Source organism: Roseobacter sp. YIN89, from assembly GCF_057219365.1.
This window is the reverse complement of record NZ_JBXVVD010000003.1, coordinates 506,157-530,433: the sequence shown is the minus strand read 5'-3', so window position 1 is coordinate 530,433 and position 24,277 is coordinate 506,157. Positions and strand designations below refer to the sequence as shown.

General features: G+C 53.0%; 23 protein-coding genes, 2 tRNA genes and 1 pseudogene. 12 read left to right on the top strand and 14 right to left on the bottom strand.

Annotated elements, in window-relative coordinates; genetic code table 11:
* Window positions 1-32: 32 nt before the first annotated feature.
* The gene (locus AC2D8V_RS14930; RefSeq protein WP_484734565.1) at window positions 33-1,175 is read right to left on the bottom strand and encodes a pyridoxal phosphate-dependent aminotransferase; all 1,143 of its coding nucleotides are present in this window, start codon (window positions 1,173-1,175) and stop codon (window positions 33-35) included.
* 55 nt (window positions 1,176-1,230) lie between these two features.
* Between AC2D8V_RS14930 and AC2D8V_RS14925 the strand changes: the two genes are divergently transcribed.
* Together AC2D8V_RS14925 and AC2D8V_RS14920 are read left to right on the top strand one after the other, a co-directional pair.
* Window positions 1,231-2,535, top strand: a complete 1,305-nt coding sequence (locus AC2D8V_RS14925; protein ID WP_484734367.1) for a M48 family metalloprotease — start codon at window positions 1,231-1,233, stop codon at window positions 2,533-2,535.
* Window positions 2,536-3,285 carry a DsbA family protein gene (locus AC2D8V_RS14920; RefSeq protein ID WP_484734366.1) on the top strand — a complete coding sequence of 250 codons (750 nt, stop codon included), beginning with the start codon at window positions 2,536-2,538 and terminating at the stop codon, window positions 3,283-3,285.
* A 9-nt stretch (window positions 3,286-3,294) separates the two neighbouring features.
* Here the strand turns inward: AC2D8V_RS14920 and ispG are convergent, their stop codons facing one another.
* The 3 genes from ispG to hemA all read right to left on the bottom strand — a co-directional run bounded on the left by ispG (window position 3,295) and on the right by hemA (window position 7,103).
* Window positions 3,295-4,425: a flavodoxin-dependent (E)-4-hydroxy-3-methylbut-2-enyl-diphosphate synthase gene (ispG, locus tag AC2D8V_RS14915; protein ID WP_484734365.1), complete on the bottom strand. Its 1,131-nt coding sequence runs from the start codon at window positions 4,423-4,425 to the stop codon at window positions 3,295-3,297.
* An 88-nt stretch (window positions 4,426-4,513) separates the two neighbouring features.
* Window positions 4,514-5,746 carry a helix-turn-helix domain-containing protein gene (locus AC2D8V_RS14910; protein ID WP_484734364.1) on the bottom strand — a complete coding sequence of 411 codons (1,233 nt, stop codon included), beginning with the start codon at window positions 5,744-5,746 and terminating at the stop codon, window positions 4,514-4,516.
* A 133-nt stretch (window positions 5,747-5,879) separates the two neighbouring features.
* On the bottom strand, window positions 5,880-7,103 hold the full coding sequence (gene hemA / locus AC2D8V_RS14905) for a 5-aminolevulinate synthase (RefSeq protein WP_484734363.1): 1,224 nt from the start codon (window positions 7,101-7,103) through the stop codon (window positions 5,880-5,882).
* A gap of 192 nt (window positions 7,104-7,295) precedes the next feature.
* Here hemA and AC2D8V_RS14900 point away from each other — a divergent pair, with 192 nt between their 5' ends.
* Complete coding sequence (locus AC2D8V_RS14900) at window positions 7,296-8,666, top strand: M20/M25/M40 family metallo-hydrolase (protein ID WP_484734362.1); 1,371 nt, start codon at window positions 7,296-7,298, stop codon at window positions 8,664-8,666.
* Between the two features lie 15 nt (window positions 8,667-8,681).
* Window positions 8,682-9,557, top strand: a complete 876-nt coding sequence (locus AC2D8V_RS14895) for an alpha/beta fold hydrolase (RefSeq protein ID WP_484734361.1) — start codon at window positions 8,682-8,684, stop codon at window positions 9,555-9,557.
* Between the two features lie 15 nt (window positions 9,558-9,572).
* On the opposite strand, the gene AC2D8V_RS14890 is transcribed toward AC2D8V_RS14895, so the two are convergent.
* The 6 genes from AC2D8V_RS14890 to AC2D8V_RS14865 all read right to left on the bottom strand — a co-directional run bounded on the left by AC2D8V_RS14890 (window position 9,573) and on the right by AC2D8V_RS14865 (window position 13,047).
* Window positions 9,573-9,649, bottom strand: a tRNA-Asp gene (locus tag AC2D8V_RS14890).
* A 157-nt stretch (window positions 9,650-9,806) separates the two neighbouring features.
* Window positions 9,807-9,883: transfer RNA gene (locus AC2D8V_RS14885), tRNA-Asp, on the bottom strand.
* Window positions 9,884-10,023: 140 nt separating this feature from the next.
* Window positions 10,024-10,962: a pirin family protein gene (locus tag AC2D8V_RS14880; protein WP_484734360.1), complete on the bottom strand. Its 939-nt coding sequence runs from the start codon at window positions 10,960-10,962 to the stop codon at window positions 10,024-10,026.
* Window positions 10,963-11,027: 65 nt separating this feature from the next.
* The gene (locus AC2D8V_RS14875; protein WP_484734359.1) at window positions 11,028-11,300 is read right to left on the bottom strand and encodes a hypothetical protein; all 273 of its coding nucleotides are present in this window, start codon (window positions 11,298-11,300) and stop codon (window positions 11,028-11,030) included.
* 188 nt (window positions 11,301-11,488) lie between these two features.
* Window positions 11,489-11,998, bottom strand: coding sequence for a hypothetical protein (locus tag AC2D8V_RS14870; RefSeq protein ID WP_484734358.1), 510 nt, complete (start codon window positions 11,996-11,998; stop codon window positions 11,489-11,491).
* Between the two features lie 863 nt (window positions 11,999-12,861).
* Window positions 12,862-13,047 (bottom strand): hypothetical protein, encoded by a 186-nt coding sequence (locus tag AC2D8V_RS14865; protein WP_484734357.1) that lies wholly within the window; start codon window positions 13,045-13,047, stop codon window positions 12,862-12,864.
* Window positions 13,048-13,542: 495 nt separating this feature from the next.
* On the opposite strand from AC2D8V_RS14865, the gene AC2D8V_RS14860 reads away from it, so the two are divergent.
* The 4 genes from AC2D8V_RS14860 (at window position 13,543) to AC2D8V_RS14845 (ending at window position 17,693) form a co-directional block, all read left to right on the top strand.
* Window positions 13,543-14,658: a protein phosphatase 2C domain-containing protein gene (locus AC2D8V_RS14860; protein WP_484734356.1), complete on the top strand. Its 1,116-nt coding sequence runs from the start codon at window positions 13,543-13,545 to the stop codon at window positions 14,656-14,658.
* Window positions 14,659-14,663: 5 nt separating this feature from the next.
* Window positions 14,664-15,716 carry a serine/threonine-protein kinase gene (locus AC2D8V_RS14855; RefSeq protein WP_484734355.1) on the top strand — a complete coding sequence of 351 codons (1,053 nt, stop codon included), beginning with the start codon at window positions 14,664-14,666 and terminating at the stop codon, window positions 15,714-15,716.
* The gene (locus tag AC2D8V_RS14850; protein WP_484734354.1) at window positions 15,713-16,807 is read left to right on the top strand and encodes a protein kinase domain-containing protein; all 1,095 of its coding nucleotides are present in this window, start codon (window positions 15,713-15,715) and stop codon (window positions 16,805-16,807) included. Before AC2D8V_RS14855 ends, AC2D8V_RS14850 begins: the two co-directional genes overlap by 4 nt.
* Before the next feature lie 313 nt (window positions 16,808-17,120).
* A complete protein-coding gene (locus AC2D8V_RS14845; protein WP_484734353.1) occupies window positions 17,121-17,693 on the top strand; it encodes a recombinase family protein in 573 nt (190 codons plus the stop codon).
* A 235-nt stretch (window positions 17,694-17,928) separates the two neighbouring features.
* Here AC2D8V_RS14845 and AC2D8V_RS14840 read toward each other — a convergent pair whose 3' ends face one another.
* The 3 genes from AC2D8V_RS14840 to AC2D8V_RS14830 all read right to left on the bottom strand — a co-directional run bounded on the left by AC2D8V_RS14840 (window position 17,929) and on the right by AC2D8V_RS14830 (window position 19,075).
* The gene (locus tag AC2D8V_RS14840) at window positions 17,929-18,135 is read right to left on the bottom strand and encodes a hypothetical protein (protein ID WP_484734352.1); all 207 of its coding nucleotides are present in this window, start codon (window positions 18,133-18,135) and stop codon (window positions 17,929-17,931) included.
* 116 nt (window positions 18,136-18,251) lie between these two features.
* Window positions 18,252-18,455: a hypothetical protein gene (locus AC2D8V_RS14835; protein ID WP_484734351.1), complete on the bottom strand. Its 204-nt coding sequence runs from the start codon at window positions 18,453-18,455 to the stop codon at window positions 18,252-18,254.
* Window positions 18,456-18,652: 197 nt separating this feature from the next.
* The gene (locus AC2D8V_RS14830) at window positions 18,653-19,075 is read right to left on the bottom strand and encodes a thermonuclease family protein (RefSeq protein ID WP_484734350.1); all 423 of its coding nucleotides are present in this window, start codon (window positions 19,073-19,075) and stop codon (window positions 18,653-18,655) included.
* A 534-nt stretch (window positions 19,076-19,609) separates the two neighbouring features.
* On the opposite strand from AC2D8V_RS14830, the gene AC2D8V_RS14825 reads away from it, so the two are divergent.
* The 4 genes and pseudogenes from AC2D8V_RS14825 to AC2D8V_RS14810 all read left to right on the top strand — a co-directional run.
* Window positions 19,610-20,614 carry a helix-turn-helix domain-containing protein gene (locus tag AC2D8V_RS14825; RefSeq protein WP_484734349.1) on the top strand — a complete coding sequence of 335 codons (1,005 nt, stop codon included), beginning with the start codon at window positions 19,610-19,612 and terminating at the stop codon, window positions 20,612-20,614.
* 212 nt (window positions 20,615-20,826) lie between these two features.
* Entirely contained in the window at window positions 20,827-22,125 is a 1,299-nt protein-coding gene (locus tag AC2D8V_RS14820; RefSeq protein WP_484734348.1) for a hypothetical protein, read from the top strand.
* On the top strand, window positions 22,115-22,684 hold the full coding sequence (locus tag AC2D8V_RS14815) for a hypothetical protein (protein WP_484734347.1): 570 nt from the start codon (window positions 22,115-22,117) through the stop codon (window positions 22,682-22,684). The genes AC2D8V_RS14820 and AC2D8V_RS14815 overlap by 11 nt, the downstream gene beginning before the upstream one ends.
* A 17-nt stretch (window positions 22,685-22,701) precedes the next feature.
* Window positions 22,702-22,911: pseudogene (locus AC2D8V_RS14810) on the top strand (EamA family transporter); the annotation flags it as partial.
* A 19-nt stretch (window positions 22,912-22,930) separates the two neighbouring features.
* Here the strand turns inward: AC2D8V_RS14810 and AC2D8V_RS14805 are convergent.
* Complete coding sequence (locus AC2D8V_RS14805) at window positions 22,931-24,193, bottom strand: hypothetical protein (protein WP_484734346.1); 1,263 nt, start codon at window positions 24,191-24,193, stop codon at window positions 22,931-22,933.
* Window positions 24,194-24,277 lie beyond the last annotated feature (84 nt).

Sequence of the window (24,277 nt, the reverse complement as noted above, 5' to 3'; positions counted from 1 at the left end):
CTTACACCAGAGAGACCTTTGTGTGAATCCCTCTAGCGAGTGGCCATAAAGGTTTTCAGCCGCGCAAGCCCTTCTGCGATGTCTTCTGTACTGCGCGCATAGGAAAATCGCAGGGTCTGGTGCCCTCTGACCGGATCAAAATCCATCCCCGGCGTCACGGCCACTCCTGCTTTTTCCAAAATTTCGGCAGCGAACGCGCGGCTGTCCTCTGTGTGTTGTGAAACATCCGCATAAACGTAAAACGCCCCGTCAGGCGGCGCGATGCGGTCAAAGCCTGCTTCTGGCAGTCCGGCCAACATCAACGCGCGGTTTCTACGATACACTGCAAGATTTTCTTCTAATTCGCCCGGAGCGTCCAGTGCAGCCAGTGCAGCAACCTGGCTTGCATGTGGGGGGCAGATAAACATGTTCTGCGCGATCCGTTCCACGACACGCACATGATCCTCTGGCACGACCATCCACCCGATGCGCCATCCCGTCATCGAGAAATACTTGGAAAAGGAATTGATCACATAAACATCATTTGTGATCTCCAGCGCAGTCACAGCCTTGGCGTCATATTCGATCCCGTGATAAATCTCGTCCGAGATAAAAGACGCGCCCATCCCATCAGCGGCCCTGACCAAACCTGTCAGTGCCTCGTGATCCAGCATCGTCCCCGAAGGATTTGCAGGCGAAGCAACCATAAGCCCCTGCAGATCAAGCGTTTGGAAATCTGATGGCACCGGCTGCAATCGGTTCTGTGGTGCCGTTGGCAGATCGACCGGAACCAGATCCATAGCACGCAGTATCTGCCGGTAGCTTGGATACCCCGGTGCGCCAATGCCAACCTTGTCGCCGGTATCGAAAAGCGCGGTGAAAGCCAGAATAAACCCAGCGGACGACCCAGAGGTCACAATCACCCGGTTCGGGTCAAGCTCAATCCCGTACCAGTCTTGGTAGAGCCTTGCGATCCGCGCGCGCAATGCGGGCAACCCTAAAGCCACGGTGTAGCCAAGTGCGTCGCTTTGCATTGCCTCTGCCAGCGCATCTGTTGCGGCGCGCGGCGCGCCGGTTCCGGGCTGGCCAACTTCCATGTGAATGATGTGGCGCCCTGATGCTTCGGCACTGCGCGCAGCCTCCATCACATCCATCACAATGAAGGGATCAACATAAGAACGCCTTGAAACCCGCATAATTCCATCCATTACTGTGCTCATGTGGTTTCACCGTGTATTACGGTCGGCGTCAATGCTGACCCTGATTTTTTGCCTGCTGGGAACGTCAGTTGCCGCGCGGGGACTGCTGCGTGACGCAGATATCGAATACGGGTTGAAGCAACTCGCCACTCCCGTCCTAAATGCCGCGGGTCTCAGCCCGGCGCGCGTCAAAGTTCTGGTCGTCAACGAAAGCTCGCTCAATGCATTTGTCGTCAGCAATGACGCCATCTTCCTGAACTACGGGTTGATCAACCGGATGTCTTCCGCCGCAATGCTGCAAGGCGTGATTGCACATGAGGCGGCGCATATCGCCAACGGGCACATCACCCGTCGCATGACGAACATGGCCAGCGCGCGGACGGCAGCGGGCTTTGGGGCAGCACTGGCCACTATCGCAGCAGCTGCCAGCGGGAACGGTCAGGCAGCCGGTGGCATCCTTTTGGGCACCCAAAGTGCAGCCCAACGCGCTTTTTTGAAGCATACACGCGCCGAAGAAGCCTCCGCCGACCAATCGGCGGTCCGTTACATGCGATCAGCTGGCGTCGACCCACAAGGCATGAGCGATGTTCTGGAACTGTTTCGCGGCCAAGAGCTTCTTGCCGAAAACCGGCAAGATCCCTACACGCGTTCGCACCCTTTGTCGCGCGACCGTGTTCGCGCCCTGGATGGGTTTATCGCCGCTTACGGCGGAAAAGAAGCCAAGAACGCCTCGGCGGAATACTGGTTTGCGAGGGTCAAAGGCAAACTGAGCGCTTATACCCGCGCACCCAAGTGGACCCTGCGAAGGATCAATGAGAGCCCGTATAAAGACGTGCGTTTGTTACGTACCGCCGTTGCCGAACACCGCCAGTCTCGGACCAAACAGGCGCTCGCTGCAATTGATGCTGCCATTGCAATGCGCCCGAATGATCCGTTTCTGCACGATCAGCGCGGCCAGATCCTGATCGAGACGCGAAATTTTGCCGCCGCTCAGAACGCTTATGCCCGTGCCGTCAAGCTGGCACCGAACGACGCTTTGTTATTGTCCGGCTATGGGAAAAGCCTGTTGGTTAACAATCAAATCAAAGCCGCGACGAGTACACTGGAACGTGCGCGCCGCATTGATTTCCGCGACGGCTCCATGCTGCGCGACCTGTCTGTGGCTTATGCCAAATCTGGCAACAAGGGTATGGCATCCGTCGTAACGGCGGAACGATACGCCCTGACCGGCAGGTTCAATGATGCCGAAATTCACGCTAAACGGGCCATGGGCCTGCTTCCCGAGGGCTCCGGCCCTTGGCAACGGGCACAGGATGTGTTGATTGCATCTCAACGTGCCGCCAAACGGAGAAAATAAATGTTTTACAATCGCCTCGCAGGCCTGTTTACGGCCCTCATGCTGGCAGCAGTGCCTGCATCGGCGCTGGACTTAAATGAAATGACCGCTGAAGAGCGCGCACTGTTTCGTGAAGAGGTCCGCGCATACCTTCTGGAAAACCCCGAAGTGATCATGGAGGCGGTAAACCGCCTGGAGCAGCGTCAGGCCGAACAGCAAGCGCAAGCAGACGTGCAACTGGTATCGCAGCACGCGGATGCGCTGTTCAACGACGGGTTTTCATATGTTGGCGGCAACCCGGACGGCGACGTGACGCTGGTCGAATTCATGGACTACCGTTGCGGTTACTGCAAAAGAGCCTTCGGCGAAGTCGAAAAGTTGCTGGAAAACGATGGAAACATCCGTTTTGTCGTAAAGGAGTTTCCGATCCTAGGCGAACAGTCGGTTCTGGCCTCACGCTTTGCCATTGCGACCAAACAGGTTGAAGGCGGTGAAGGCTACAAACTCATGCACGACGCGCTTATGGAATATCAGGGCAACATCACCCTACCCGCGTTGCGCCGGCTCGCCGATACGTTTGGATTTGATGCCGACGAAATCGAAACCCGGATGAATGACGAAAGCATCACGGAAGAGATCAGAGCCACCCGCGAATTGGCGCAACAGCTCCGGATCAGCGGGACACCAACTTTCGTTCTCGAAGACGAGATGTTGCGCGGGTATCTGCCTGCAGATCAAATGCAACAACTCGTGGACGAAAAGCGCGGCTAATCGCGCCACTTACTCCGCCGCGTCAGAGACAGCCGCCGCAGCATCAAGCTCGGCGGCTTTCTGTTCCACCTGCTCGACGATGTGCTCAATCATTTGGTCGTTGTTCAACTTATGGCTTTGCTTGCCAGCAAGATACACCATCCCCGACCCTGCACCACCACCGGTGAAGCCCACGTCGGTCATCAACGCTTCGCCCGGGCCGTTCACGACGCACCCGATGATACTGAGGCTCATGGGCGTCTTGATATGCTCCAACCTTTGTTCGAGCGCCTCAACCGTCTTGATCACGTCAAAGCCTTGCCTTGCACAGCTAGGGCAACTGATGATGTTCACGCCCCGGTGACGCAGCCCCAACGACTTAAGAATTTCGTACCCGACCTTCACCTCTTCGACCGGATCGGCAGACAGGCTTACGCGGATCGTATCGCCAATACCCATCCACAACAGATTACCCAACCCGATAGCCGACTTGATAGTGCCGGAGACCAAACCACCCGCTTCTGTAATGCCAAGGTGAATCGGAGCATCGGTGGCTTCTGCCAACTGCTGATAAGCGGCAGCCGCCATGAACACATCTGAGGCTTTGCAGCTGATCTTGAATTCGTGAAAGTCGTTGTCTTGCAGGATCTTGATATGATCCAACCCGCTTTCGACCATCGCATCCGGGCAAGGCTCGCCGTATTTGTCCAGCAAATGCTTTTCCAGACTGCCGGCATTCACGCCAATCCGGATAGAGCAGTTATGATCTCGTGCAGCCTTGATGACTTCTTTTACGCGTTTTTCATCGCCTATATTACCGGGATTGATGCGAAGACATGCAGCCCCAGCCTCTGCAGCCTCTATACCCCGCTTGTAGTGAAAGTGGATGTCAGCCACGAGCGGTACCGACACCTCGCGCACAATCTGCTTCAGCGCTTTGGAAGAGGCTTCATCCGGTACGGATACGCGGACAATATCAGCACCGGCATCTGCTGCTGCTTGGATTTGCGCAATCGTCGCCGCAACATCGGTTGTCAGTGTATTGGTCATTGTTTGCACCGTTATCGGTGCATCACCACCGACCGGGACGCCGCCAACCATAATCTGACGCGACTTGCGACGGTAGATGTTCCGCCAAGGGCGTACGTGATTGAGCGACATGAATATGACCCCTATGAGTGTCTACTGTCATGTAAAATAGACACTGCGTCGCGGCGCTGCAACTTTCGTTTTCAGTAATTTCGGCGGGTTATTCTTCCGCAGGCTCGACCGGCGATTGAAGTTCAACCACGGTGGTTGCAAGTGCTTCATCTGCTTGCAGATCGGCAACTGGGTAGGCTTCTTTTAGCGCATCGACCGACAAGGCCAGATTAGAGGTTACCGTGCCTGTTTCCCCTACCGGACCATAGTATTCACCGGAAAGCGCAAAGTAGATCGCGCCGCTTTCGCCCGTGCGGAGCCGTGCAGGTTCGTCGCCAATGGGCGCGTCCCACGTCTCACCCGGTTCCATGATCGTCTCAAGGATGACCGAGCCGTCTGCCGCAGTGACACGTACCCATGACGGGCGCACCGCAACCATACGCAGGGCCGGGCCGGGATCTTTGGTCACAATAGGTACCGGCGCGTCATCACTCTTTGGCGCCGCCGCAATTCGTGATTGCGCAACGAGGCTGTCTGGAATGCGCTCTGGTGTCAGATCCGGTGTAAAGTTTCCAATCGTGCGCGGATCAATTGTGGAGATCGGCGCATCGCGCGCCACCAAAACGGGTACATCCAGCGCGTCTGGCCGGTAAAGTTCCGCCAGAGCGTCCGAATCCGGCGCTTGCAGTGTCGTCGGGATTGTCGCGTCAGACGTCGTGTCTGGCGCTGCAACCAGCACCCCATCGAGTGGGTCAAGGTCTGAGAGTACAACAGGCGTTTGATCAACCGGAGCCACCTGAACGCGTTGCACCTCTTGCAACACGGAATAACCGCCAAAGCCGATCGCACCGATCAAAGCCATCAGAACAAGAGATGACCCCACGGCACCCGGCTCAATCCTTGACCAGATACTGTCTCCGGCAGGGACAAACGGTGTGGCCGACCGGCTGAACATATCGCCATCCGCAGACCTGGCTGTGCCAGTGCCACGCGGCGTCTTCTTGATCACCGAAGCTGCGGCCGACATGCCGTGCGCGACCGAAAATCCGCTTTCTTCGCAAAAGGTTTCAAACGCCTCATCCGGATCCATACCGAGATAACGCGCGTAGGATCGCACATAACCTGCAATAAATCCGGGCGTATCAAACGCATCGGGGTCGGAATTTTCGATAGCAGCGATGTAGGCGGCTTTGATACGCAATTCCCGTTGGACGTCGAGCAGAGATTTTCCCATCGTCGCGCGTTCGCCGCGCATGATGTCACCGAGGCGCAATTCGAAATCGTCAAACGCTTTGCGTTCGACTTTTTCCTCAACACTCTTTGAGTGCTTGCGCCCAATCATACGTACTGCCCCGTCTTCCCGGTATCTGCCATCGCCCCGATGCCAGAATGAAGAATCGTCCCCACGATTCGTATCTGACTTGTTGTTTAGGCTAAGTTAACACAATACAACTCGTTTTTCCTACGAGCTTCTTTTACCCGGCATTCTCGGCACGATTTAGCGCACAATGTGACCAAAGTCCGTCCATCGCGCGCACCAAAGCGTCAATGTCTTTAGGGCCGTGCACTGGCGAGGGAGTGAACCGCAACCGCTCTGTTCCGCGCGGTACGGTCGGGAAATTGATGGGCTGCACGTAGATCCCGTGATCTTCCAACAGCATGTCAGACAACATTTTCGTGTGCACCGGATTGCCAACCATCACAGGCACAATGTGACTGCCGTGATCGATAATCGGCAATCCAAGTCCCTTTAGGCGCATTTTCAAGATACGCGCTTGCAGTTGATGTGCCTCGCGAATTTCCGGCGCCTTTTTGAGAAAGCCAACAGAAGCAGCAGCACCGGCGGCGACAGCCGGAGGCAGCGAAGTAGTAAAGATGAAGCCCGGCGCATAAGACCTTATGGCATCACACATTTTATAGGATGCGGCTATGTAGCCCCCCATCACACCGTAAGCCTTGGCAAGCGTCCCGTTGATGATGTCAATGCGGTGCATCAGATGATCACGCTCAGCAACACCTGCACCACGAGGACCGTACATGCCAACGGCGTGAACCTCATCGATGTAGGTCAGTGCACCGAATTCGTCCGCCAGATCGCAAATCTCTTCAATCGGGCCAAAATCGCCATCCATCGAGTAAATCGACTCAAAGGCGATGAGTTTTGGCGCAGCCGGATCATCCGCCTCAAGCAGTTCGCGCAAATGTGCCAGATCATTATGCCGGAAAATGCGTTTTGCCCCGCCATTGCGACGCACCCCTTCAATCATTGAGGCATGATTAAGGGCGTCGGAGTAAATAATCAGGCCAGGGAACAGTTTGGGCAATGTCGAAAGCGTCGCATCGTTTGCGATGTACGCAGAGGTAAAAAGCAGCGCTGATTCTTTTCCGTGAAGATCGGCGAGTTCGGCCTCGAGCCGCTTGTGATAAACAGTTGTCCCGGAAATATTGCGCGTGCCGCCCGACCCCGCGCCTGTGGCTTCCAACGCTTCGTGCATCGCCTCAAGCACAACAGGATGCTGGCCCATGCCCAGATAGTCGTTTCCGCACCAAACAGTGATATCACGCTTGGTCCCGTCAGCCCGCGTCCACTGTGCATGCGGGAATTGGCCGTTCCGCCGTTCAATATCAATGAATGTCCGATAACGGCCTTCTTCGTGCAATCGCGCGATGGCCTGATCCAGTTGCTCGGTATAGTCCACCCGGCATCCCTCTTGTCACATCGCGGTTGCCTCGCGCGCAACCGCCCCTCATCGCAGTAAGTATAGAACGTGAACGGATTATTCAATCAAAGGGCGGTGCGAAAAGGTGCGGCAAATGCCCCCGCTTTGCTACCTGCTGGACAGCCCCGCGCGGGTTGTTACGCTGCTGTTCGACCACCATGGAGTTTCCGCATGTCCCTATCCGCAGTGCTTGACCACCTTGACGACCAATTGCCACATGCGATGGAGCGCTTGTTCGAACTGTTACGCATCCCGTCGATCTCCACCGATTCGGCCTTTGCCGCAGATTGCGACAAGGCTGCCGATTGGCTGGTGGCTGATTTGAGATCCATCGGAATCGATGCCCAGAAACGCCCGACATCGGGGCACCCTATGGTCGTCGGACATGTCGACGGTCCGGGCCCGCATTTACTTTTTTACGGGCATTACGACGTGCAGCCAGTCGATCCTGTGGAGCTGTGGGACAATGATCCGTTTGATCCCCGGATCGAAGAGACGCCAAACGGTTCGATAATCCGTGGACGCGGCACCGCAGACGACAAAGGCCAGCTCATGACTTTCATCGAAGCTTGCCGCGCATGGAAGGCGATCCACGGCAGCCTGCCGTGCAAACTGACGTTCTTTTTCGAAGGCGAGGAGGAAAGCGGGTCCCCTTCTCTTGTACCATTCATGGAAGCACATGCCGACGAGCTACGCGCAGACCTCGCGCTTATCTGTGACACCTCCATGTTCGAAAGCAAAACACCTGCAATAGTGACCATGCTGAGGGGCATGATGCAGGAAGAGGTGACCATCACCGGCCCCGACAAAGACCTGCACTCGGGATATTACGGCGGTATTGCCATCAACCCGATCCGCGTGATGTCCAAGATTATCGCCGGTCTTCACGACGACACCGGTCGCGTTACCGTTCCGGGCTTTTACGATGGCGTGCACGACCTTTCGGACGAGATGCGTGCGGGATGGGACGCGCTTGGCTTTGATCATGATACGTTTCTGAAGGACGTTGATTTGTCCGTTCCAGCAGGCGAAGACGGGTATACCCCACTGGAAATGACATGGTCGCGGCCAACCTGCGAAGTCAACGGGATATGGGGTGGATACACCGGCGAAGGTTTCAAGACTGTCCTGCCGTCAAAAGCAGAGTTCAAAATCAGTTTTCGTCTCGTCGGCGATCAGGATCCGCACGCCATTCGAGACAATTTCCGCGCGCACGTACGGTCACTGCTGCCGGATGATTGCAAGGTGTCCTTTGCCGCGCATGGTAGCGCTGAGGCATGCGTGATTGATGCCTCTGATCCAAAGTTTGAATTGGCCCGGCAAGCTCTCAGCGAGGAATGGGAGTGTCCAGCGACTTATATTGGCGGCGGTGGATCCATTCCAATCGCAGGCCATTTTCAAGAACTTCTGAAAACCACCCCCATGCTCATAGGCTTTGGTAAGGATGATGACGCGCTTCACTCGCCGAACGAAAAATACGATGTGGAAAGTTTTCATAAGGGAATGCGAAGCTGGGCAAGAATTCTGAACGCGCTGAAGTGACCAAAGGAGCATAGCATGTTGATCAAGGGGTTCACCGGCGACACTGCCCACGTCAACGGGCAGAACATTCACTTTGTCACGGGCGGCAGTGGCCCTGCGGTTTTGCTTTTGCACGGGTTTCCGCAAACGCACGCCATGTGGCACGCGGTTGCGCCAAAATTGGCCCAACACTACACGGTCGTTGCTAGTGACCTGCGTGGATACGGCGCAAGCAGCAAGCCGCAGGGCACAGCGCCCTATGGGTTTCGCGACATGGCGCAGGATCAACTTGCCTTGATGCGGCACCTAGGTCATCACAGCTTTCACCTTGTCGGGCACGACCGCGGTGGGAGAGTGGCGCACAGGCTGGCTCTCGATGCACCTGACGCGCCGATGACAGTGACCGTCATGGATATCGTTCCGACACATCTGTTGCTGGACGAAGTGACAACACCGGTTGCGCGCGCCTATTACCATTGGTTTTTCCTTGCACAGCCTTATCCGTTTCCTGAAACACTGATCGGCCATGATCCAGACCACTTTTTCGAAAGCTGTCTGCTTGGATGGGGGGCGGCAAAACTTGAAGATTTCGCGCCCGAAGCTCTGGATGCTTACCGTTCTGCGTGGCGCGATCCAGACACGATCCGCGGTATGTGCGCAGACTATCGCGCAGCATTGGATGTAGACTTCGGGCTGGACGCGGTTGACTTGAAATTGAAGGTCAAAGCACCCGGCCTAGTGCTCTACGGCGCGGATGGTGCCATGGCGAAAGCCTATGATGTCCCGGCAACTTGGTCTGATCGATTTGAAACCATGCAGCAGGGTGCAATTGCCGGGGGGCACTTTTTCATCGATCAGTCACCCGATGAAACCTCCCGCGCGCTGCTCGGCTTCCTCCAACAATACCTTTGAGATTTCGGGGAAAAGTGGCGCGGTTGACGGGGCTCGAACCCGCGACCCCCGGCGTGACAGGCCGGTACTCTAACCAACTGAGCTACAACCGCGCGATAGCGGCGGGATAATCCAAGCCATGCGTCCGGTCAACAGCATTCGCCGCCGCAACACGATTATCGCGGCCACACGTCTGACCGGACCTTACACAAAGAAAAGGCAGGTACGAAAATGCAAAAGCCTCCCGTTGGGGAGGCTTCTTTGCAGCGGTGGCGCGGTTGACGGGGCTCGAACCCGCGACCCCCGGCGTGACAGGCCGGTACTCTAACCAACTGAGCTACAACCGCCCACTGCAAGCGCTCGGCTGATGCCTTGCGCGTTTGGCTGTACTATTGCGGGCACAGGTCCGCGTCAAGCGGGTCGGTGAAGAAATTTCATGTTTTCTGCGCAACCGGGGCTGCCGCCGAAGTCTTCCGGCAAAAGCCACTTATTTTTCAGGAAGCGGAATGAATTCACTGTCGTCGCCCGGCGGCAGTTGAAACCGCCCATGCGCCCAGTCTCCGGCCCGCCAAGCTTCTTTCGCGGCGTCAATCCGGTCTTTTGACGAGGCAACGAAGTTCCACCAGATATGGCGTGGGCCATTCAGCGTCTCGCCACCCAAAATCATTAGCCGTGCGCCCTGCTCTCCTGCCGTCAGCGACACCTGATCGCCCGGACGGAAAACCATCATCTGTCCCGCTTCGAACTTGTCGCCGGCGACAGTCACATCGCCTGAAACAACATAAACGCCCCGATCCTCGTGGTTATCCGGCATCGGCAACCGTGATCCGGGGTCGAGCAATGCATCCGCATAGAACATTTCAGAAAATGTTTTCACAGGCGCCCGCGCGCCATAGGCCGTACCTAGAATCAGTCGGACATTTTTACCCTCACCCTCCAACAACGGCAGCGTATCCTTTGGCGCGTGTTCGAAATCAGCTGGATTGTCCTCCGCTTCTTCCGGCAACGCGACCCAAGTCTGTATGCCAAAAAGATCATGCGGAGAATTTCTGATCTCGCCATCTGTTCGCTCCGAATGGGTAATGCCGTGCCCGGCAACCATCCAGTTCACCGCGCCCGGTTCGATCCAGCGATCGGTGCCGAGGCTATCACGGTGGTGCATTTTACCTTTGTAAAGGTAGCTTACCGTGGCGAGGCCGATGTGGGGATGCGGTCGGACGTCTATGCCCGTTCCGGTCACGAATTCAGCAGGCCCCATCTGGTCAAAGAAGATAAACGGCCCAACCATCTGACGGCGGGGTGCAGGCAAAGCGCGACGTACTTCGAATCCACCCAGATCACGCGCACGCGGAACGATCACCGTTTCAATTGCGTCAACGGCATCGCCAGTGGGACAATCGGGATCAAGTGCAGGGTTCCAACTCATTTGCAGTCTCCTTTGTTTGAAGACAAAGATACGCAGCAACCAGCGCATCACAACCGGGCATTGTGTCAGATTTCCGCGCAGCCCCTGTGCGCGCTCTGCTCACCGCTATGCTGCTTTCCGCTATCCGTTTGCACAAGCTTCGCTGCGATGTGGATGAGTTCTGCCACATGGGCCGGCGATTGTTGGGTGGCGGCCTCATAGGCTGCAAATTCAATGAGTTGCGACGCGATGCTGAGTGCTACTTCGGCCCTTTTTTCGGGATCAAGCGCTTCCAGCGCCCTGAGTAACGCTTGAAGGTCCACGACCTTTTCGAGAATTTGCTCCGTTGACACGGCCATTCGTGTCACCCTTCACAACAACACAAATCTCTCAATGGCGCGATCTGCAAACGACACAGGTGCCGCGCAAATTATTTACCAAATTGTTAACTGACGCAAGGAAGAGTTGCGCCTGCAGAGATTTTAGCAACTTTTTGTGGTGTACCTTGAATACGGGAGTGCTTGCTCGGCTCGATTACAGGGCCGGGTTAGTTCACCAACGGCTTGCTGGTCGACGTCGCAGGATTGGAATGATCACTGATTGAGCGGGCGCTCAGCGACAAATCCACAGCCGCCTCGATGAGTTTTCCGACATCTTCACTGGGAATCTTGCCCGCAAGATCAAAAGCTGCGGTTTCAATCAGTCGAGCGGCAAATGAAAGCGCTAATTCATTGGCTTCCAAGGGGTCCAAGGTTTCCAATCTGGCCTTCAGGATCTCGAACTCATGCTCACAATCATCAAGTTCTTTTGAACCGCCCGACTGTGTCGCGTTTTGCTTCGCCAACATCGCACCACTTTCCCTATTACCGCCGTCACACTTATCGGTGCCACAGTCTAACCCTGCGAAACAGTAAAAAGTTAAGGCTGACACAAAACTGGCGCTTCGCGCTGTGATTTCGAGTAATTCGGAGAGGATGGTGGGTCGTGAGAGGCTCGAACTCCCGACATCTTCGGTGTAAAAAAGGCGCCCCTCACCCAAAGTATTGATTTTTGGCAAAAGGCGCTCTTTTTAAACAACTTGTAAAGATGTGTTGGCCAAGCTGATCCGGTTCACGCAGGTTCCGTGAACCAAGGAACACTTCGCAAAGTTGGTTGACGCATTGTAGTCACGGCCTCGTATTCTGGAAATCAACTTAGCTCTGCCCAAATCAACAGTTCACATCATTCGGATACGATTGCCGGAACGAATTACAAAACCTCGAAATCGCATTCGCCGAAGAACCGTAATCGTAAACTTGCCCGCCGAGGATGCTGCTAAGGGTAACAGCGGTTCCGTTCTGCGTTTCACTCACGAAATATTCAATTTTGTATTTTCATGGGTAAGCACCGGATTGCGAGCGGCTTCCGCAACGATGAGACCTGCATCATAATCAGTGGATGTAAGCGACAAACCAGACCTGACGGATGCTTGCACAGCATTTCGGAATACAGCGTTCGAACTTTGCCCGCTTATAAAGTATGATGTTGTATTTTGCGTGCCGTATGATGTGGCACAAGCAGACAAAGTTATTCCTGCAAAGAACATTGCTGACGCTACTCGCCGAGTTCTGTTTTCTGACACCTTAATCTCCAGACAGCTCAAAATCACACAGACCACTAAGTCGGGTTTGTAAGTCAGTATTAAGTTGTTAATTGGACATTCGTGTGAACCGGAACTGATTGTTTCGAAGACGCGGTACTGCGCTGTAGGTTATTTTAGACAACGCGTCAGCTCTGCTGAACTCGGCGCTCAGCCTCGATTAACTACCTAAGAGTGAAAACCCACAAACAAACTTGCAGAGTAGTTCACAACCCTCATCAAAAGCCCGATGGTGGAATACGGTCAGTCCGGCAGGCCTGTCATCAGCATCGGGGAGTTTATCAGGCAGCAGCGTCAATGTGATCTGCAAATATCCGCAGGGCCGCAGCCGCTGCATCCCGTTCATCCGGCGCTTGTCGCGCATGGTCATTGATCCGCATCAAGGCTTCAATGCGGTTAGCGTCACCAGCCTCGCATGCGGAAACTGCTTGCTCAATTAATTCGATAAAATTTGTAGGATGGGTCATAGGTCGATCTCTTGATTTCCATGCCGGGATATCCCTCGACATTTCTGAGCAATTTTAGATAATTTTGGTGCAATTTGTAAGAAATTTTTGATTTAAATGTTTATTAACAGATATTTATCGATCTTCGAGTTCGATCACCGAGGGAGGAAAGGCGCTTTTAGGAAAACGCCGGTACATAATCACTTTCTGAAAGGCGCAAGAGTTTGCGTTCTATACTGGCTAGGTGAGCTCTAATTCCTTCGAGATGGCAAGTCACTTGACAGTGTAGACTGGGAACCACCTGGTGGTGCACTTGAGTTCACCACGCTGTGGTGGGCATTGAGAGATGAACTGAAGGCACATAGCGCGACAGTTGAGCTTGGGACAAATTGATCGAAACAATGAACGCTCCATTGCAACATGGAAAGTCTAGCTACTATAAGTGGATAGTGGTCAGGGGTTTTAATTTCAACTTTGTCTGCAAAGCAAAGTCGGACGAGCGGCAAATGGGTCAGCATGCAATCACCATTCATTGAAAGAAAATTGGCTACTTGGCTTTTGAGGAGGACTTCAGGCTCCGGGGTTAGGAAAGTAGTATCGGCGTGTGGCGCAGTCGCTAGCGAGATCGGAAACGTCCGGAATGACAACCAAGACAAGGCCGTTATAATAAAGTCAGTAGACGCTGAAGGTCATTCTTATGTTGCTGCAGTGGTTGCGGACGGCATCGGTGGCATGCGTGAGGGAGCACGCTGTGCATCTCTCGCAATTGGCGCGTTTGTATCACATCTGGTATCGTCTTCGAAGCAAAGACGCGCCATCCCGGCTCGTTGGATGCAGAATTCCATTAACGCAGCGAACGCCGCAGTCTATAAGGAATTTTTAGGTCAAGGAGGAAGTACCCTCGTAACCGTTCTTCTTCACCAAAATGGCGAAATTCACTGGGCCAGTGCCGGTGACAGTCGTATATATGGCTTCTCTGACAACCAGTTGAGGCAAATCTCAGTTGACGACACTATTGCTGGGCAGCTCAGAAAAAAAGGACCGGTACCGGCTGAGCATTCGAAAATCCTCCAGTTCGTTGGGATGGGAACAGATTTCGCACCACATTTTGGCAACGAAACTTGGCGGGGAGATGCGCAGTATTTGCTAACTACGGATGGAGTTCATTACCTATCCAACAGTTTTGAAGTATATTCCCAAATAGTTGCTCACGCCGAAGAAATTGGCTTAACAGCAAAACGGCTCATTGACTTGGCAAAGTGGTGCGGCGGGCCGGACAATGCCACGGCTGCCATTCTGCGCCTGCCACTAATCCCGTCTCAGCTAAGATCAGAAGATAATGATAGTATTTCCGTTTGGGATGCATTTGGAGAACTTCAGGTTCAGATAGAAAGCATTGATGAGAGGTCTGGACATGCTAAACAAGAGCCAAAGCACGATCCGGAACATGGCGAAACAATGGATGATTGCGATGAGGAGCCTTCACTTATTGAAGGTGCCGCTCACGAAGACCTGTCAGAGAAGCCTAAGCCCGCACCAAAGAACCAAAAAACTCCTAAGAGCAAAAAGAAACCGCAGGTTGATGACGACAAGGCGCAACTGGATATCAAATTTTCTTCCAAGTCGGATTAATCATTATGCAGTTGCCCCAGCGCTATGCTCAATTAGGACCCGCAATCGATGGGGGAATGTCATCAGTATTCCCCTATCGAGATGAATACCTAGATCGCAAGGTTGCGTTAAAAATTATCCCACCTGGACGGAACGCGAGAAGAATACACGATGAGCTAGAAGCTCTTTTCAAACTGCGTTCGAAGCACGTTGTCCAAGTATACGATGTGGCGACGGACGCGACGAGCATTGGCATTGTGCAGGAGTTTGTCGAGGGAGATGACCTGTTTAGCGACAGGCTAACCGCCAATAACACGGAAAATTATCTAAAGATTATTTGGCAAATAGCTTCTGGAATTTCTGAAATTCATGAGGCAGGTATTATTCATCGGGATGTCAAGCCAAACAACATGAAAATCGATCATGAGGGCATCCTTAAAATTTTCGATTTTGGCCTTGCCCGGGATGAAGCTACGAACGCTGCGACGGTCGGCTTTGTGGGCACGCACGGCTTCGCTGCCCCAGAGCTGTATGCTAGTCAAGTGCAATTCACGCCTGCCGTTGATGTGTTTGCTTTCGGTGCAACGGCTCTTTTCTTTGCCTTGCGCGATTTACCTGACGAGTTGAAGTCTCCGCCCCCAACGCCCATGGCAGTTAACCCATTCTTGTCACTTCCTTTTCAGTTACCAGCTGAAGTGGCACAAATCTTGTACCAATGCTTGTTTATGGATCGTTCATTGCGCCCAGAGATGTCTATGGTGAAAACAGTGATTGAGAAGCATTTGTTGCATGATCGACATCGAGCGCTTGTCGTAAACGGAGCGAAAGCGTCCTATTTAGATAGTAACAACCGGTCCGTCAGCCTGAAGTATGGAGACCACGGAGCAATCGAAATCAAATACGACGGATTTGCATTTGTCGTTACTAATGCGAGTGGCAGCGTGTATCTTAATAACTTGCCGGCCGGTGTTGGGGATCATTTGCCGGGGGCCTGTGTACTGACGCTTGGAGGTCCGGAGCTTGGTGTTGGCAGAGCATACGTTACATTCGACCTATCCAATCCTGGAATTGTATTATGAGCGATGTTCTCAAAAACGGTGATCTTGTTGATAATCGCTACCGTGTTGAAGGCTATTTAGCGGAAGGTGGCATGCAGTTTGTCTACATAGCTTTGGACGAAACTACAGGCAGAAGAATTGCGCTTAAAACTCCCAAGAATGCTTCTGCGCAAAAGCGTTTTCGTCGCAGCGCCGTAGTTGCGGCTCGCGTAAATCACCCCAATGTTGCCAAGACACTGGATTACATTGAATTTGGGGGCCGAACTTTCCTAGTAGAAGAACTGATTGAAGGCGAAGACTTGAAAGCCGCCCTTCTAACAAGGGCAGATTTTGTAGATCCGTACCTCGCCGCCCGCGTATTTCATCATTTAGCAAAGGCAGTTGCAGCGGCCCACCACACCGGAGTGGTTCATCGGGACCTAAAACCAACCAATGTCATGGTAATTGGTGGATACAACGTTGAGAGCCTCAAGATAACAGACTTCGGCATTGCCAAGATGGCAGAGGCCGAAATGGAGGAAGCAATTGAAGGGGGCGACGAAACGCTATCAGCTTCTGCGACTGCGGTTGGGGCGCTTCCCTATATGGCTCCGGAAGCAATAGATGAGCCTGAGACGGTTGGACTGCCTTCGGACATTTGGTCTCTCGGCGCAATGATGTTTCATCTTCTTTGCGGGGAATTCCCTTTTGGTTCTGGCCTTCGGGCGGTGCCAAAGATTATGGCAGCCGAACTGCCAGACACTCCAAGGTTTGTAGTATCAAAACAGCAATTCAAACCTCTTGCTGATGAAATCCTGAGCATTATCCATCACTGCCTTCAAAAAAATCCAAATGATAGGCCAACTGCGGATGATCTAGTTAGCCAATGTAGCGCACTCTGCTACACGGTTTCTGACCGCACGATTGGTAGAGTTTACGATTTTCGCCACAACGCTTTTGGCTTCATTCGAGGTCCACAAGGCGACGTATTTTATCATAAGAATAGTGTATACGGTCCCCTGCCTCGAGAAGGTGATGAAGTTGTGTTCTCCTGCTACGAGAGCGGCCAATCACCAAGAGCGCTGCCTGTCGTGAAACTGCGCATTCACACCAACGATGCAGCTCAAGCTTAATGCAGGCTGCATTCCTCTAACCCTATGGATTGCCGGGTAAAACAGGCAGTATTGGTCAGAGCGGTGCTACGTCTAACCCATTACTCATGAGCGAGAAGCGGTCAATGATGCTTTGCTTGTTTGGTCTGTTGCCATGCGGCAAACTCAACTGACTTGAACGCCGAAAAAAGACTGAATGGTCAGTCCGCCCTATAGGGCATGCCCCCGTGAGACACCGCCTTTGAGCACATTTATGCGTCTCATAAACATATATTTTGACTTTTGATACAATTGTCTCTTATTCTTTAAGAGGCTAATGAGACAAAGGTGACACATGTTATTGGGATATGCGCGGACTTCTACTGTAGATCAAAAGGCTGGCTTAGAAACCCAGCTTGATGAGCTAAAAAAAGCCGGATGCGAAAAAGTATTTGAGGAGCAGGTATCTTCCGTGGATGTCCGTGCCCGCACACAGCTTGCAGAGGCGCTGAACTATGTGCGTGAGGGGGATACCCTTGTGGTGACCCGCTTGGACCGCCTCGCGCGCTCTGTGGCGCATCTGATGCAGATACTGGACCAGCTAAAGGAGAAGTCGGCGAACCTGCGTATTCTGGGGCTGGGAATTGATACCGGCAATTCTACCGGAAAGCTGATCCTGACTGTGTTAGGCGGCATCGCTGAATTTGAACGGGACATCATGCTGGAACGACAACGCGAGGGCATTGCTAAGGCCAAAGCTGCCGGGAAATACAAAGGTCGAAAGCCAACAGCACGCGCCCGCTCAAAGGAAGTGCTGGAACTGCATGCTGGGGGCTCTGGTGCGACTGAGATTGCCAAGAAGTTAGGGATTGGCAGGGCGTCGGTGTACCGAATTCTAAGCATGCAAGACGGGACAGAGGGCGCTTAGTCCCTGTTGGTTTCGAGCATTTGTTAGGAGCACGCACTGATCGGTGCACTTGGGTGCACCAGACAGCTTGGAGTTAGGACGCATCTGAATGAGTGTTCTCTAGTCCGGCCGGGCAAACCCGTCATCCAATGATACAAAGGAAGGGATGATAAGAAAAACGAATGCAAATCGGGCTCTGTCTCGCTGCGCAAATCTGAATTAATAAAGTGCTTATAGAACTCTGCTACGCCCAGAACTATTGGCGCAGCTCGTCAAGGTCATTGTCGATCTGGTACACAAGTTCATGCTGCCTTTTCAGCTCGTCGGTCAGGACATCTATATCCTTTTGCAAGCGTTTCATGTCCCCTTTCAGTCGATTAATATTTGACGATCTGCGGCTATTGTTCGCACTGGATATGAGCACCCACAGGAACAAAATTGCAAACAATGTCAGATTGATCATGGCTAATCATCCTTTAAGGCATAAATTGCAAAATCGCGAACAATCGACACTCGGCTCGTCGCATAGTTCCACCCAAGCTCTTCCGGATTTTGGTTTGTCATAACGAATTTCTTTCATCAGATCGCTGATTGTTTTGGTGCATTCCCAAGCACCAGCAACCCAATGATTGCTATCACAGGCGAAAAGAAGAGTGAGATGAGCACCCAACCGAGTTTGTTGCGGTTCCGGTTCCCGGCCATTTCTGCGGGCAAGAGGATGTAAATCCAGACAACCAACGCAAGCGCCGCCAACCCGATAATTAGTGCGAATATTTGTTCCATTTCGTTTGTCCCTCGTAAGTCAGTCTGCAAGCATTATTTGGCGCTTGTGAATTCGGGACGCTTTCGATTAATTGCCATTGTTTTTACTTTATCAGCCAGTCGGTTAGTTCCCGTTTATTATTATGGTCAATTATTACGCCGCCATAGGTTCGATCTAAACATCCTGGAGCACTACCTAATGTTACAACCGAAACGCTTTAGCAGTACCGGGATTGTGGTAGCCGCGACCGCGCACCAGCAGGCTCCAGATTGCGATATCGCCCTCCGGAGTAACGGCGACAGTCCAAAGCATATCCATTTGCAATCATGGCCGCTCCGATGTCGTGACCTTCTTCCGTGAAGCAGACGCCAACCCATCGGTCATAGGTTCGATCGCCATTCAATTCGCAATTCAAGGTTTTGCCACGCAGGTAGCGTTTCATTGCGGCGGTAGCTTCGTTACCCGCCTGCGTGCCGGTTTCAGGGGCGTCAACGCCATTAAGACGGATCGGTACGCCTTTGACGACTACGGTGTCTGCATCGCGGACCTTCGTTACTTTGCCCGTCACGGTCTGAGCCGCGTTGGCAAAAGACGCGAAGCAAACCAATGCGACCGTCGCGATAGTAAGAATACGTTTCATGAAAAACCCACCTTTTCTATTAGTGGCAGTGCAGTGGTTTGGACCCAGCATGACAGCATTGGCCCGGAGGGCTTGATTTCCTGCAGCCACCACTGTGATGGATTTCATTTTGGCCCTGAAACTCAACGTCCACAGAACTCATTGCCAAAGCGGGTGTGCTCGCGAGAAGTGCAAGCGAGCAAAGCAGATTAATTGTAGCTTTTTTCATTTCAAACTCCGAAGCAATTTTGTGTCAGAGCGGTACTTCTGAGGCACCACGCTTCTAAGGCGCTGCGCTTCTGACACACTTCCGATAGCCGAAACCAAAGGGCCAAACTTTTGAATTAATGCCACTGTTTTTGGAGTTCGTGCCAATAGTTGAAAGCTGGGCAAACTCGTCCAACCGGTAAGCAACGGAATAGCCGGTGCATTTCGCAGTCTCTGCAGGAGGGCGTTGTATACACCCCACATCTCCAAAAAGGCTATTTTCAGCCATTGATAACTTTCATTTTCCCTGCACTTTGTCCGCGAAAGTGAACAACTCGGAGTAAAGACGTGCAGATCGATGCATTTAGACTGAGACATGTGGCGGAATGCGTCGAAAAACAGCCGAATGGCTCAGCGATCTTGGACGAATTGTTTCGTCGCACGAAATTATCACGCAAAGCCATATCACTGGACAAAACAGTTGATGTGTTGAAGGAGCCAGAGTTCATAAGCGAGGCCTGCGACATCCTGCAGGATCCAGTTTTTGCCGCCAGAGCAGGTTTATCGCTCCGAGACGGAACCAATCTTACCAGTTACATCGCAAAATACTCGCCGACCTTGCGAGCGGCTATAGAAAATTCCTCTCGCTATTATTCAATCTTTGACCCTGCATTTTCTTATTCCCTGAGGGTTTCTGGAAACGCCGCATCCTTTGAGGTGGACTGCAGAGACCCGGAATATTTGCAATTCCATCGCCACAAAGAGTTTTTGCTATTCGCCGCGTTGTCCCGCGCGCGATCACTCACGAATACTGGTTTTTACCCTATTGAAATGCGTTTTAATCACGAAGTGAAATCAGCGGCAAAAGCAATCCAGAAACTAGCAGGATGCCCCGTAGTTTTTGGTGTTGAGAGTATTGAGATACTAATACCTCTTTCAACTCTGGACCTGACGATCCCAACGTATGATCCTAGCCTCCAAAACCACTTGATGCAGTATGGAGAAAAGTTACTCAAGGAAACACCGGAACAGGAACCAACTTTGGAGGTAAAAATCAAAAGTATTCTTGCAAGCAGCCTTCCGGGCCGCATGGCGACCGCTGACGAGGTCGCATCGATCTTGGGGATGAGTAAACGAACATTCGCAAGACGCCTGCGCGAAGAGAACAGTAGCTTTCGCAAGATCGTGGATGAGGTGCGCTGCGATATAGCCAAGGTTTACCTGAAAGACAGCATTAGTATATCCGAGATCGCTTTCTATCTGGATTACTCCGATCAGGCGGCTTTTTCGACCGCGTTTAAGAGGTGGATGGGTTGTAGTCCGAAAGAATATCGGATGCAGCAAGGCCGGTAGTTGCAGTCAAAAACTGCAACCAATGAATTTCTTGGGATCATCTTATCCGATCTACTTTTTGGATATCCACGAGGGCTGGATCAGCCTCACTTGACCGTTAATCCAATAAACTTGGCATAAGATCGAAAGCCGTTCGGCAAAACTATCCACATATAAAAAGCATCAATTTTTCCACGTAGGTAACTGGGTTGGTGAGTTAAAAGGATGGTAACATGAATGGTGTAAGTAAAAAAATTATTGCTGTAGCAATCGGTGCAGAAGTTCTCATTATTGGAGCAGGTCTGTCACTTGCCACGGCTATTGGTTGGCAATCCTTCACGGAACACAACAATGCTACGCTGGCGCTATCGGCAGCTACATTTCCACTGATCCTCGCCTGTCTGGAGCTTTTTAAAATCCCAGCTGGGTATGCGCTCTACAAAGCGTCATGGATTATGAAGCCCTTCGCCGCAATCCTGCTGATCGGTGGTGTTGTCGCGACTTTCGAAACCGTCACTATGGCTGGATCAACTTGGTTCCGCTCAGTTCAGTATGACGTCATGGAGGCGCAAACAAATCTTGCCGCCATGGAGGAGCGTAAGGCTGGTCTTGTCACTGACGTATCCTTCGCCCCACAGCACGCGGTTGTATCTGCACTGCAAGATCAGCTTGAAGGTCTCAACGGCACTGGGCCAAACGCGGCTCTCAAACAAGCCACAGCTGAGCGTGCAGCGTTGCTGAGCCGGTTTTCGGACATGCGTGACAAGTTCGGTGCAGAATGGGATGCGCAGAGCGCAGACAACGAACGCCGCGCAACCAGTCCCAACTCAGCTATCGCTGCAGAAGCGGTCGCATCCCAACGAAGCCTGCCGTCGCGCACCAACTATATTGCTGCTCAAATGGCTGAGTGGGAAAGAAGCGAGGGTGCTCTAATTGCGACGGAGATCGAGAGGATCAACTCCAGAATTACCAATGCCGAGCAGCTAAAAGAGGTGTCGACCGACAATAGCGCTGCAATCGCGGCCATACAGGAACAGCTTGCCCAGGCCAATGCCGCACTTTTGATGGCGCAACGCGCTGCAGCACAGGCGGCGACGGACAAGATCACTTTGAGCGTCGATATCGAGAAAGCCCGTTTGGTTGTGGGCGAAATGGCCTCAGCAAGTATTGTCTATGACATCGCTGCCAAAGTTTATGCTGTACCGGTCGTAGAAGTGACGGAAGAACAAGCCAACAAGATCACAAAATGGATCGTTGGCGGCGTTGCGGCAGCAGCGGCCCTGTCCACAGGCATGGCGGCGTTTATTGCGGCTCACGTTGCCTCGCCACCGCCTGCACTTTCACTGGGTCAGGCACTTCGCCGATATGTTGTAGGTCGTAGGTGGCGTCGAAAGCAGACTGTCGAGAAGATCGTTTACAAGGATCGGGTGATCACACGGTATCTGCCGTCAACGGACACCGTTGAAAATGTTGGCAGCAACTCGGTCATCGCTGACCTGTTTGGTAAAAAGGAGAAAGCCAATGTCGGTTGAAACTATTAACGACTACAGTGCCGTTGAACAGGCGCTCAAGCAGAACGAAGCACCTGTACGGATGCGTGAACGCGTCGGCCGGGGTATCATGACTGGTGCAGTTATACTTGCTATGGGCGTTGCTATTCCACTAGCCGCGCTCGGGATCGGAAAGGCCATTCACATGGCCAAGGAAGAGAAGATCGTCGAGGTCGAAAAAATCGTGGAAGTTGAAAAGATTGTCAAAGTGCCTGCGCCAACTCTACCGCAGGCTCCGACGCCAGAAATCGGCACCAAGATTACACGTAACTTTGTGATCTTTCAGGATGTCTCTCAAGTCATTGGGGGAGAGGAAATGACGATCGTGACTGGGCACAATTACGCGTCCAGCGAACAGGATACATACGATGATGCCTATTGCTACACGCAGATAGATATAAACGGCCTGGATGTACGGGTTAGCTTGTCAAACAAATTGCCGCATGAAACGCCGCAAAAAACACCCTCTATTGGATGGCAGAAAGCGGGCTTGTCATCGGCAAATCTGGCGGAACTGCGAAGCCTTTGCCCGTATTTATGAGGTTATCCGCGTTGCTACTGTCCCAAGGTACGGGGTCCGAACTGCTTGATCCGGTCCAACCTGAAGGCATTGCGTGGCTCTGGCTACTGGGGGTCGGATTTTTCGCTACCCTGAGCCACATCATGATGACCTATGCGCTGTCGCTTGCACCCTCCGCCACGCTGGCGCCACTGCAATATCTGGAACTGCCGGTGGCGACCCTGCTGGGCTATCTGGTCTTCCGCGATTTACGTACATTCAACCTCGTCACTCGTAATATGCGGAGTTCACGTCAGGGCGCCTGATGACATTGTCGATGGAGTGCTTGGGCCAGCACCAGCGCCTGGATACGACGTAGGAGACCGCCACGCAGCCACGGGTTTGCGCGCACATCCGCTGGCAAGCATCGAAGGAAATGTCGCGGATCCCGTCCTCGGTCATGTCGCCGCCGGTGAGATCCACACCATCAATTCGCTTAAGCCGCGGCGCGGGTGTCGTGGCTGCACTGCGCGTCTCGCAGCCTCGCGCCATCTCCGATATCTTGGTGTCCTCTACGCCCTCCTCGAACCCGAAGAAGATACCAACTTCCGGAGATGTAGCGCGGGCGCCCAGGGTCCGGGCATTGCCGAGGCGTGCGGCGACGGGACCGGGAACCAAGGAAATTGCCTTGAGGCGATTGCTCTTGCGCTCGATCACGTCGGCATCCGGAAGGGCAAAGATATCTCCGTCGATGAAGAACTCCAGGATATCCGCGCGCGCTGTCTCTGGTTCGTTGAGATCCAGGATTGCAACAAGTCCCGTGTCGCCACAAAGAAGCGTCAAGCTGTTCGTACCCACCTGGCTCACCTGCTCGAGGTACAGCGCGATATCGCCGCCCAAGTTCCGGTATTCCGCAAACTCCCGGTAGATGCCGTTGGTCACGACGAAAAGATCTTCCAGATCCGTCTTCGGCACCCAATACATTTCCTCTGGATTTGCCGTAACCATCAGGCTGAAAAGTTTAGGATCTGCTCGCATTTCGCGGATGTATTCGACGATTTCAGCCGAGATCGATTGCGACAAGGATAGTGCCTCGGTGCCATCCATCTCCAAGCGGGTCGAAAATTGGTGAACGCCCAGTCGCGCGGGCGCACTCAGGAACCTGTAGTCAGCCCCGAGATATGCCAGTACGCAGGCCGAAGCGCAAATCTGATGCCCATTTTCCGTACCAACGGTAATGCGGGTCGCAAAGGGTAAATCGTTGATGGTCCTACCAAGACGCATGCCTTCCGCGAGACTGCCGCCGGGGCTGTCAATGCGGATCACCATTTCGTGGATATCGTGATCAAGGTAAGGCAAAATCGCTTCGAGGAAGTACAGGGTGTCACCCTGCTCGATTTCACCTTCCATGCTGACCCACAAGGCCGGCGGGAAAATTGGCCTATTGTCGGTGTATTTGATATCGAAAGTCATCGCGCCTAACCCGGCGAAGGGAAGGATACAATGGAACGCGGCGACAACGAGCAACCTAATAATGCTCGGCAGTTTCATAGCAATTAATTCACCTTTTTTCTGCCTCGGTGTTTTTAGCTGAAAGATTGGCCGATTTTATGAAGTTTATACAGACAGGATCTC

Excerpts from the sequence above, each read along its gene's own strand:
- AC2D8V_RS14930 (WP_484734565.1), bottom strand. The coding sequence starts at position 1,175 with ATGCGGGTTTCAAGGCGTTCTTATGTTGATCCCTTCATTGTGATGGAT.
- AC2D8V_RS14925 (WP_484734367.1), top strand. The coding sequence starts at position 1,231 with ATGCTGACCCTGATTTTTTGCCTGCTGGGAACGTCAGTTGCCGCGCGG.
- AC2D8V_RS14920 (WP_484734366.1), top strand. The coding sequence starts at position 2,536 with ATGTTTTACAATCGCCTCGCAGGCCTGTTTACGGCCCTCATGCTGGCA.
- ispG (WP_484734365.1), bottom strand. The coding sequence starts at position 4,425 with ATGTCGCTCAATCACGTACGCCCTTGGCGGAACATCTACCGTCGCAAG.
- AC2D8V_RS14910 (WP_484734364.1), bottom strand. The coding sequence starts at position 5,746 with ATGATTGGGCGCAAGCACTCAAAGAGTGTTGAGGAAAAAGTCGAACGC.
- AC2D8V_RS14900 (WP_484734362.1), top strand. The coding sequence starts at position 7,296 with ATGTCCCTATCCGCAGTGCTTGACCACCTTGACGACCAATTGCCACAT.
- AC2D8V_RS14895 (WP_484734361.1), top strand. The coding sequence starts at position 8,682 with ATGTTGATCAAGGGGTTCACCGGCGACACTGCCCACGTCAACGGGCAG.
- AC2D8V_RS14880 (WP_484734360.1), bottom strand. The coding sequence starts at position 10,962 with ATGAGTTGGAACCCTGCACTTGATCCCGATTGTCCCACTGGCGATGCC.
- AC2D8V_RS14875 (WP_484734359.1), bottom strand. The coding sequence starts at position 11,300 with ATGGCCGTGTCAACGGAGCAAATTCTCGAAAAGGTCGTGGACCTTCAA.
- AC2D8V_RS14865 (WP_484734357.1), bottom strand. The coding sequence starts at position 13,047 with ATGACCCATCCTACAAATTTTATCGAATTAATTGAGCAAGCAGTTTCC.
- AC2D8V_RS14860 (WP_484734356.1), top strand. The coding sequence starts at position 13,543 with ATGCAATCACCATTCATTGAAAGAAAATTGGCTACTTGGCTTTTGAGG.
- AC2D8V_RS14855 (WP_484734355.1), top strand. The coding sequence starts at position 14,664 with ATGCAGTTGCCCCAGCGCTATGCTCAATTAGGACCCGCAATCGATGGG.
- AC2D8V_RS14850 (WP_484734354.1), top strand. The coding sequence starts at position 15,713 with ATGAGCGATGTTCTCAAAAACGGTGATCTTGTTGATAATCGCTACCGT.
- AC2D8V_RS14845 (WP_484734353.1), top strand. The coding sequence starts at position 17,121 with ATGTTATTGGGATATGCGCGGACTTCTACTGTAGATCAAAAGGCTGGC.
- AC2D8V_RS14840 (WP_484734352.1), bottom strand. The coding sequence starts at position 18,135 with ATGATCAATCTGACATTGTTTGCAATTTTGTTCCTGTGGGTGCTCATA.
- AC2D8V_RS14835 (WP_484734351.1), bottom strand. The coding sequence starts at position 18,455 with ATGGAACAAATATTCGCACTAATTATCGGGTTGGCGGCGCTTGCGTTG.
- AC2D8V_RS14830 (WP_484734350.1), bottom strand. The coding sequence starts at position 19,075 with ATGAAACGTATTCTTACTATCGCGACGGTCGCATTGGTTTGCTTCGCG.
- AC2D8V_RS14820 (WP_484734348.1), top strand. The coding sequence starts at position 20,827 with ATGAATGGTGTAAGTAAAAAAATTATTGCTGTAGCAATCGGTGCAGAA.
- AC2D8V_RS14815 (WP_484734347.1), top strand. The coding sequence starts at position 22,115 with ATGTCGGTTGAAACTATTAACGACTACAGTGCCGTTGAACAGGCGCTC.
- AC2D8V_RS14805 (WP_484734346.1), bottom strand. The coding sequence starts at position 24,193 with ATGAAACTGCCGAGCATTATTAGGTTGCTCGTTGTCGCCGCGTTCCAT.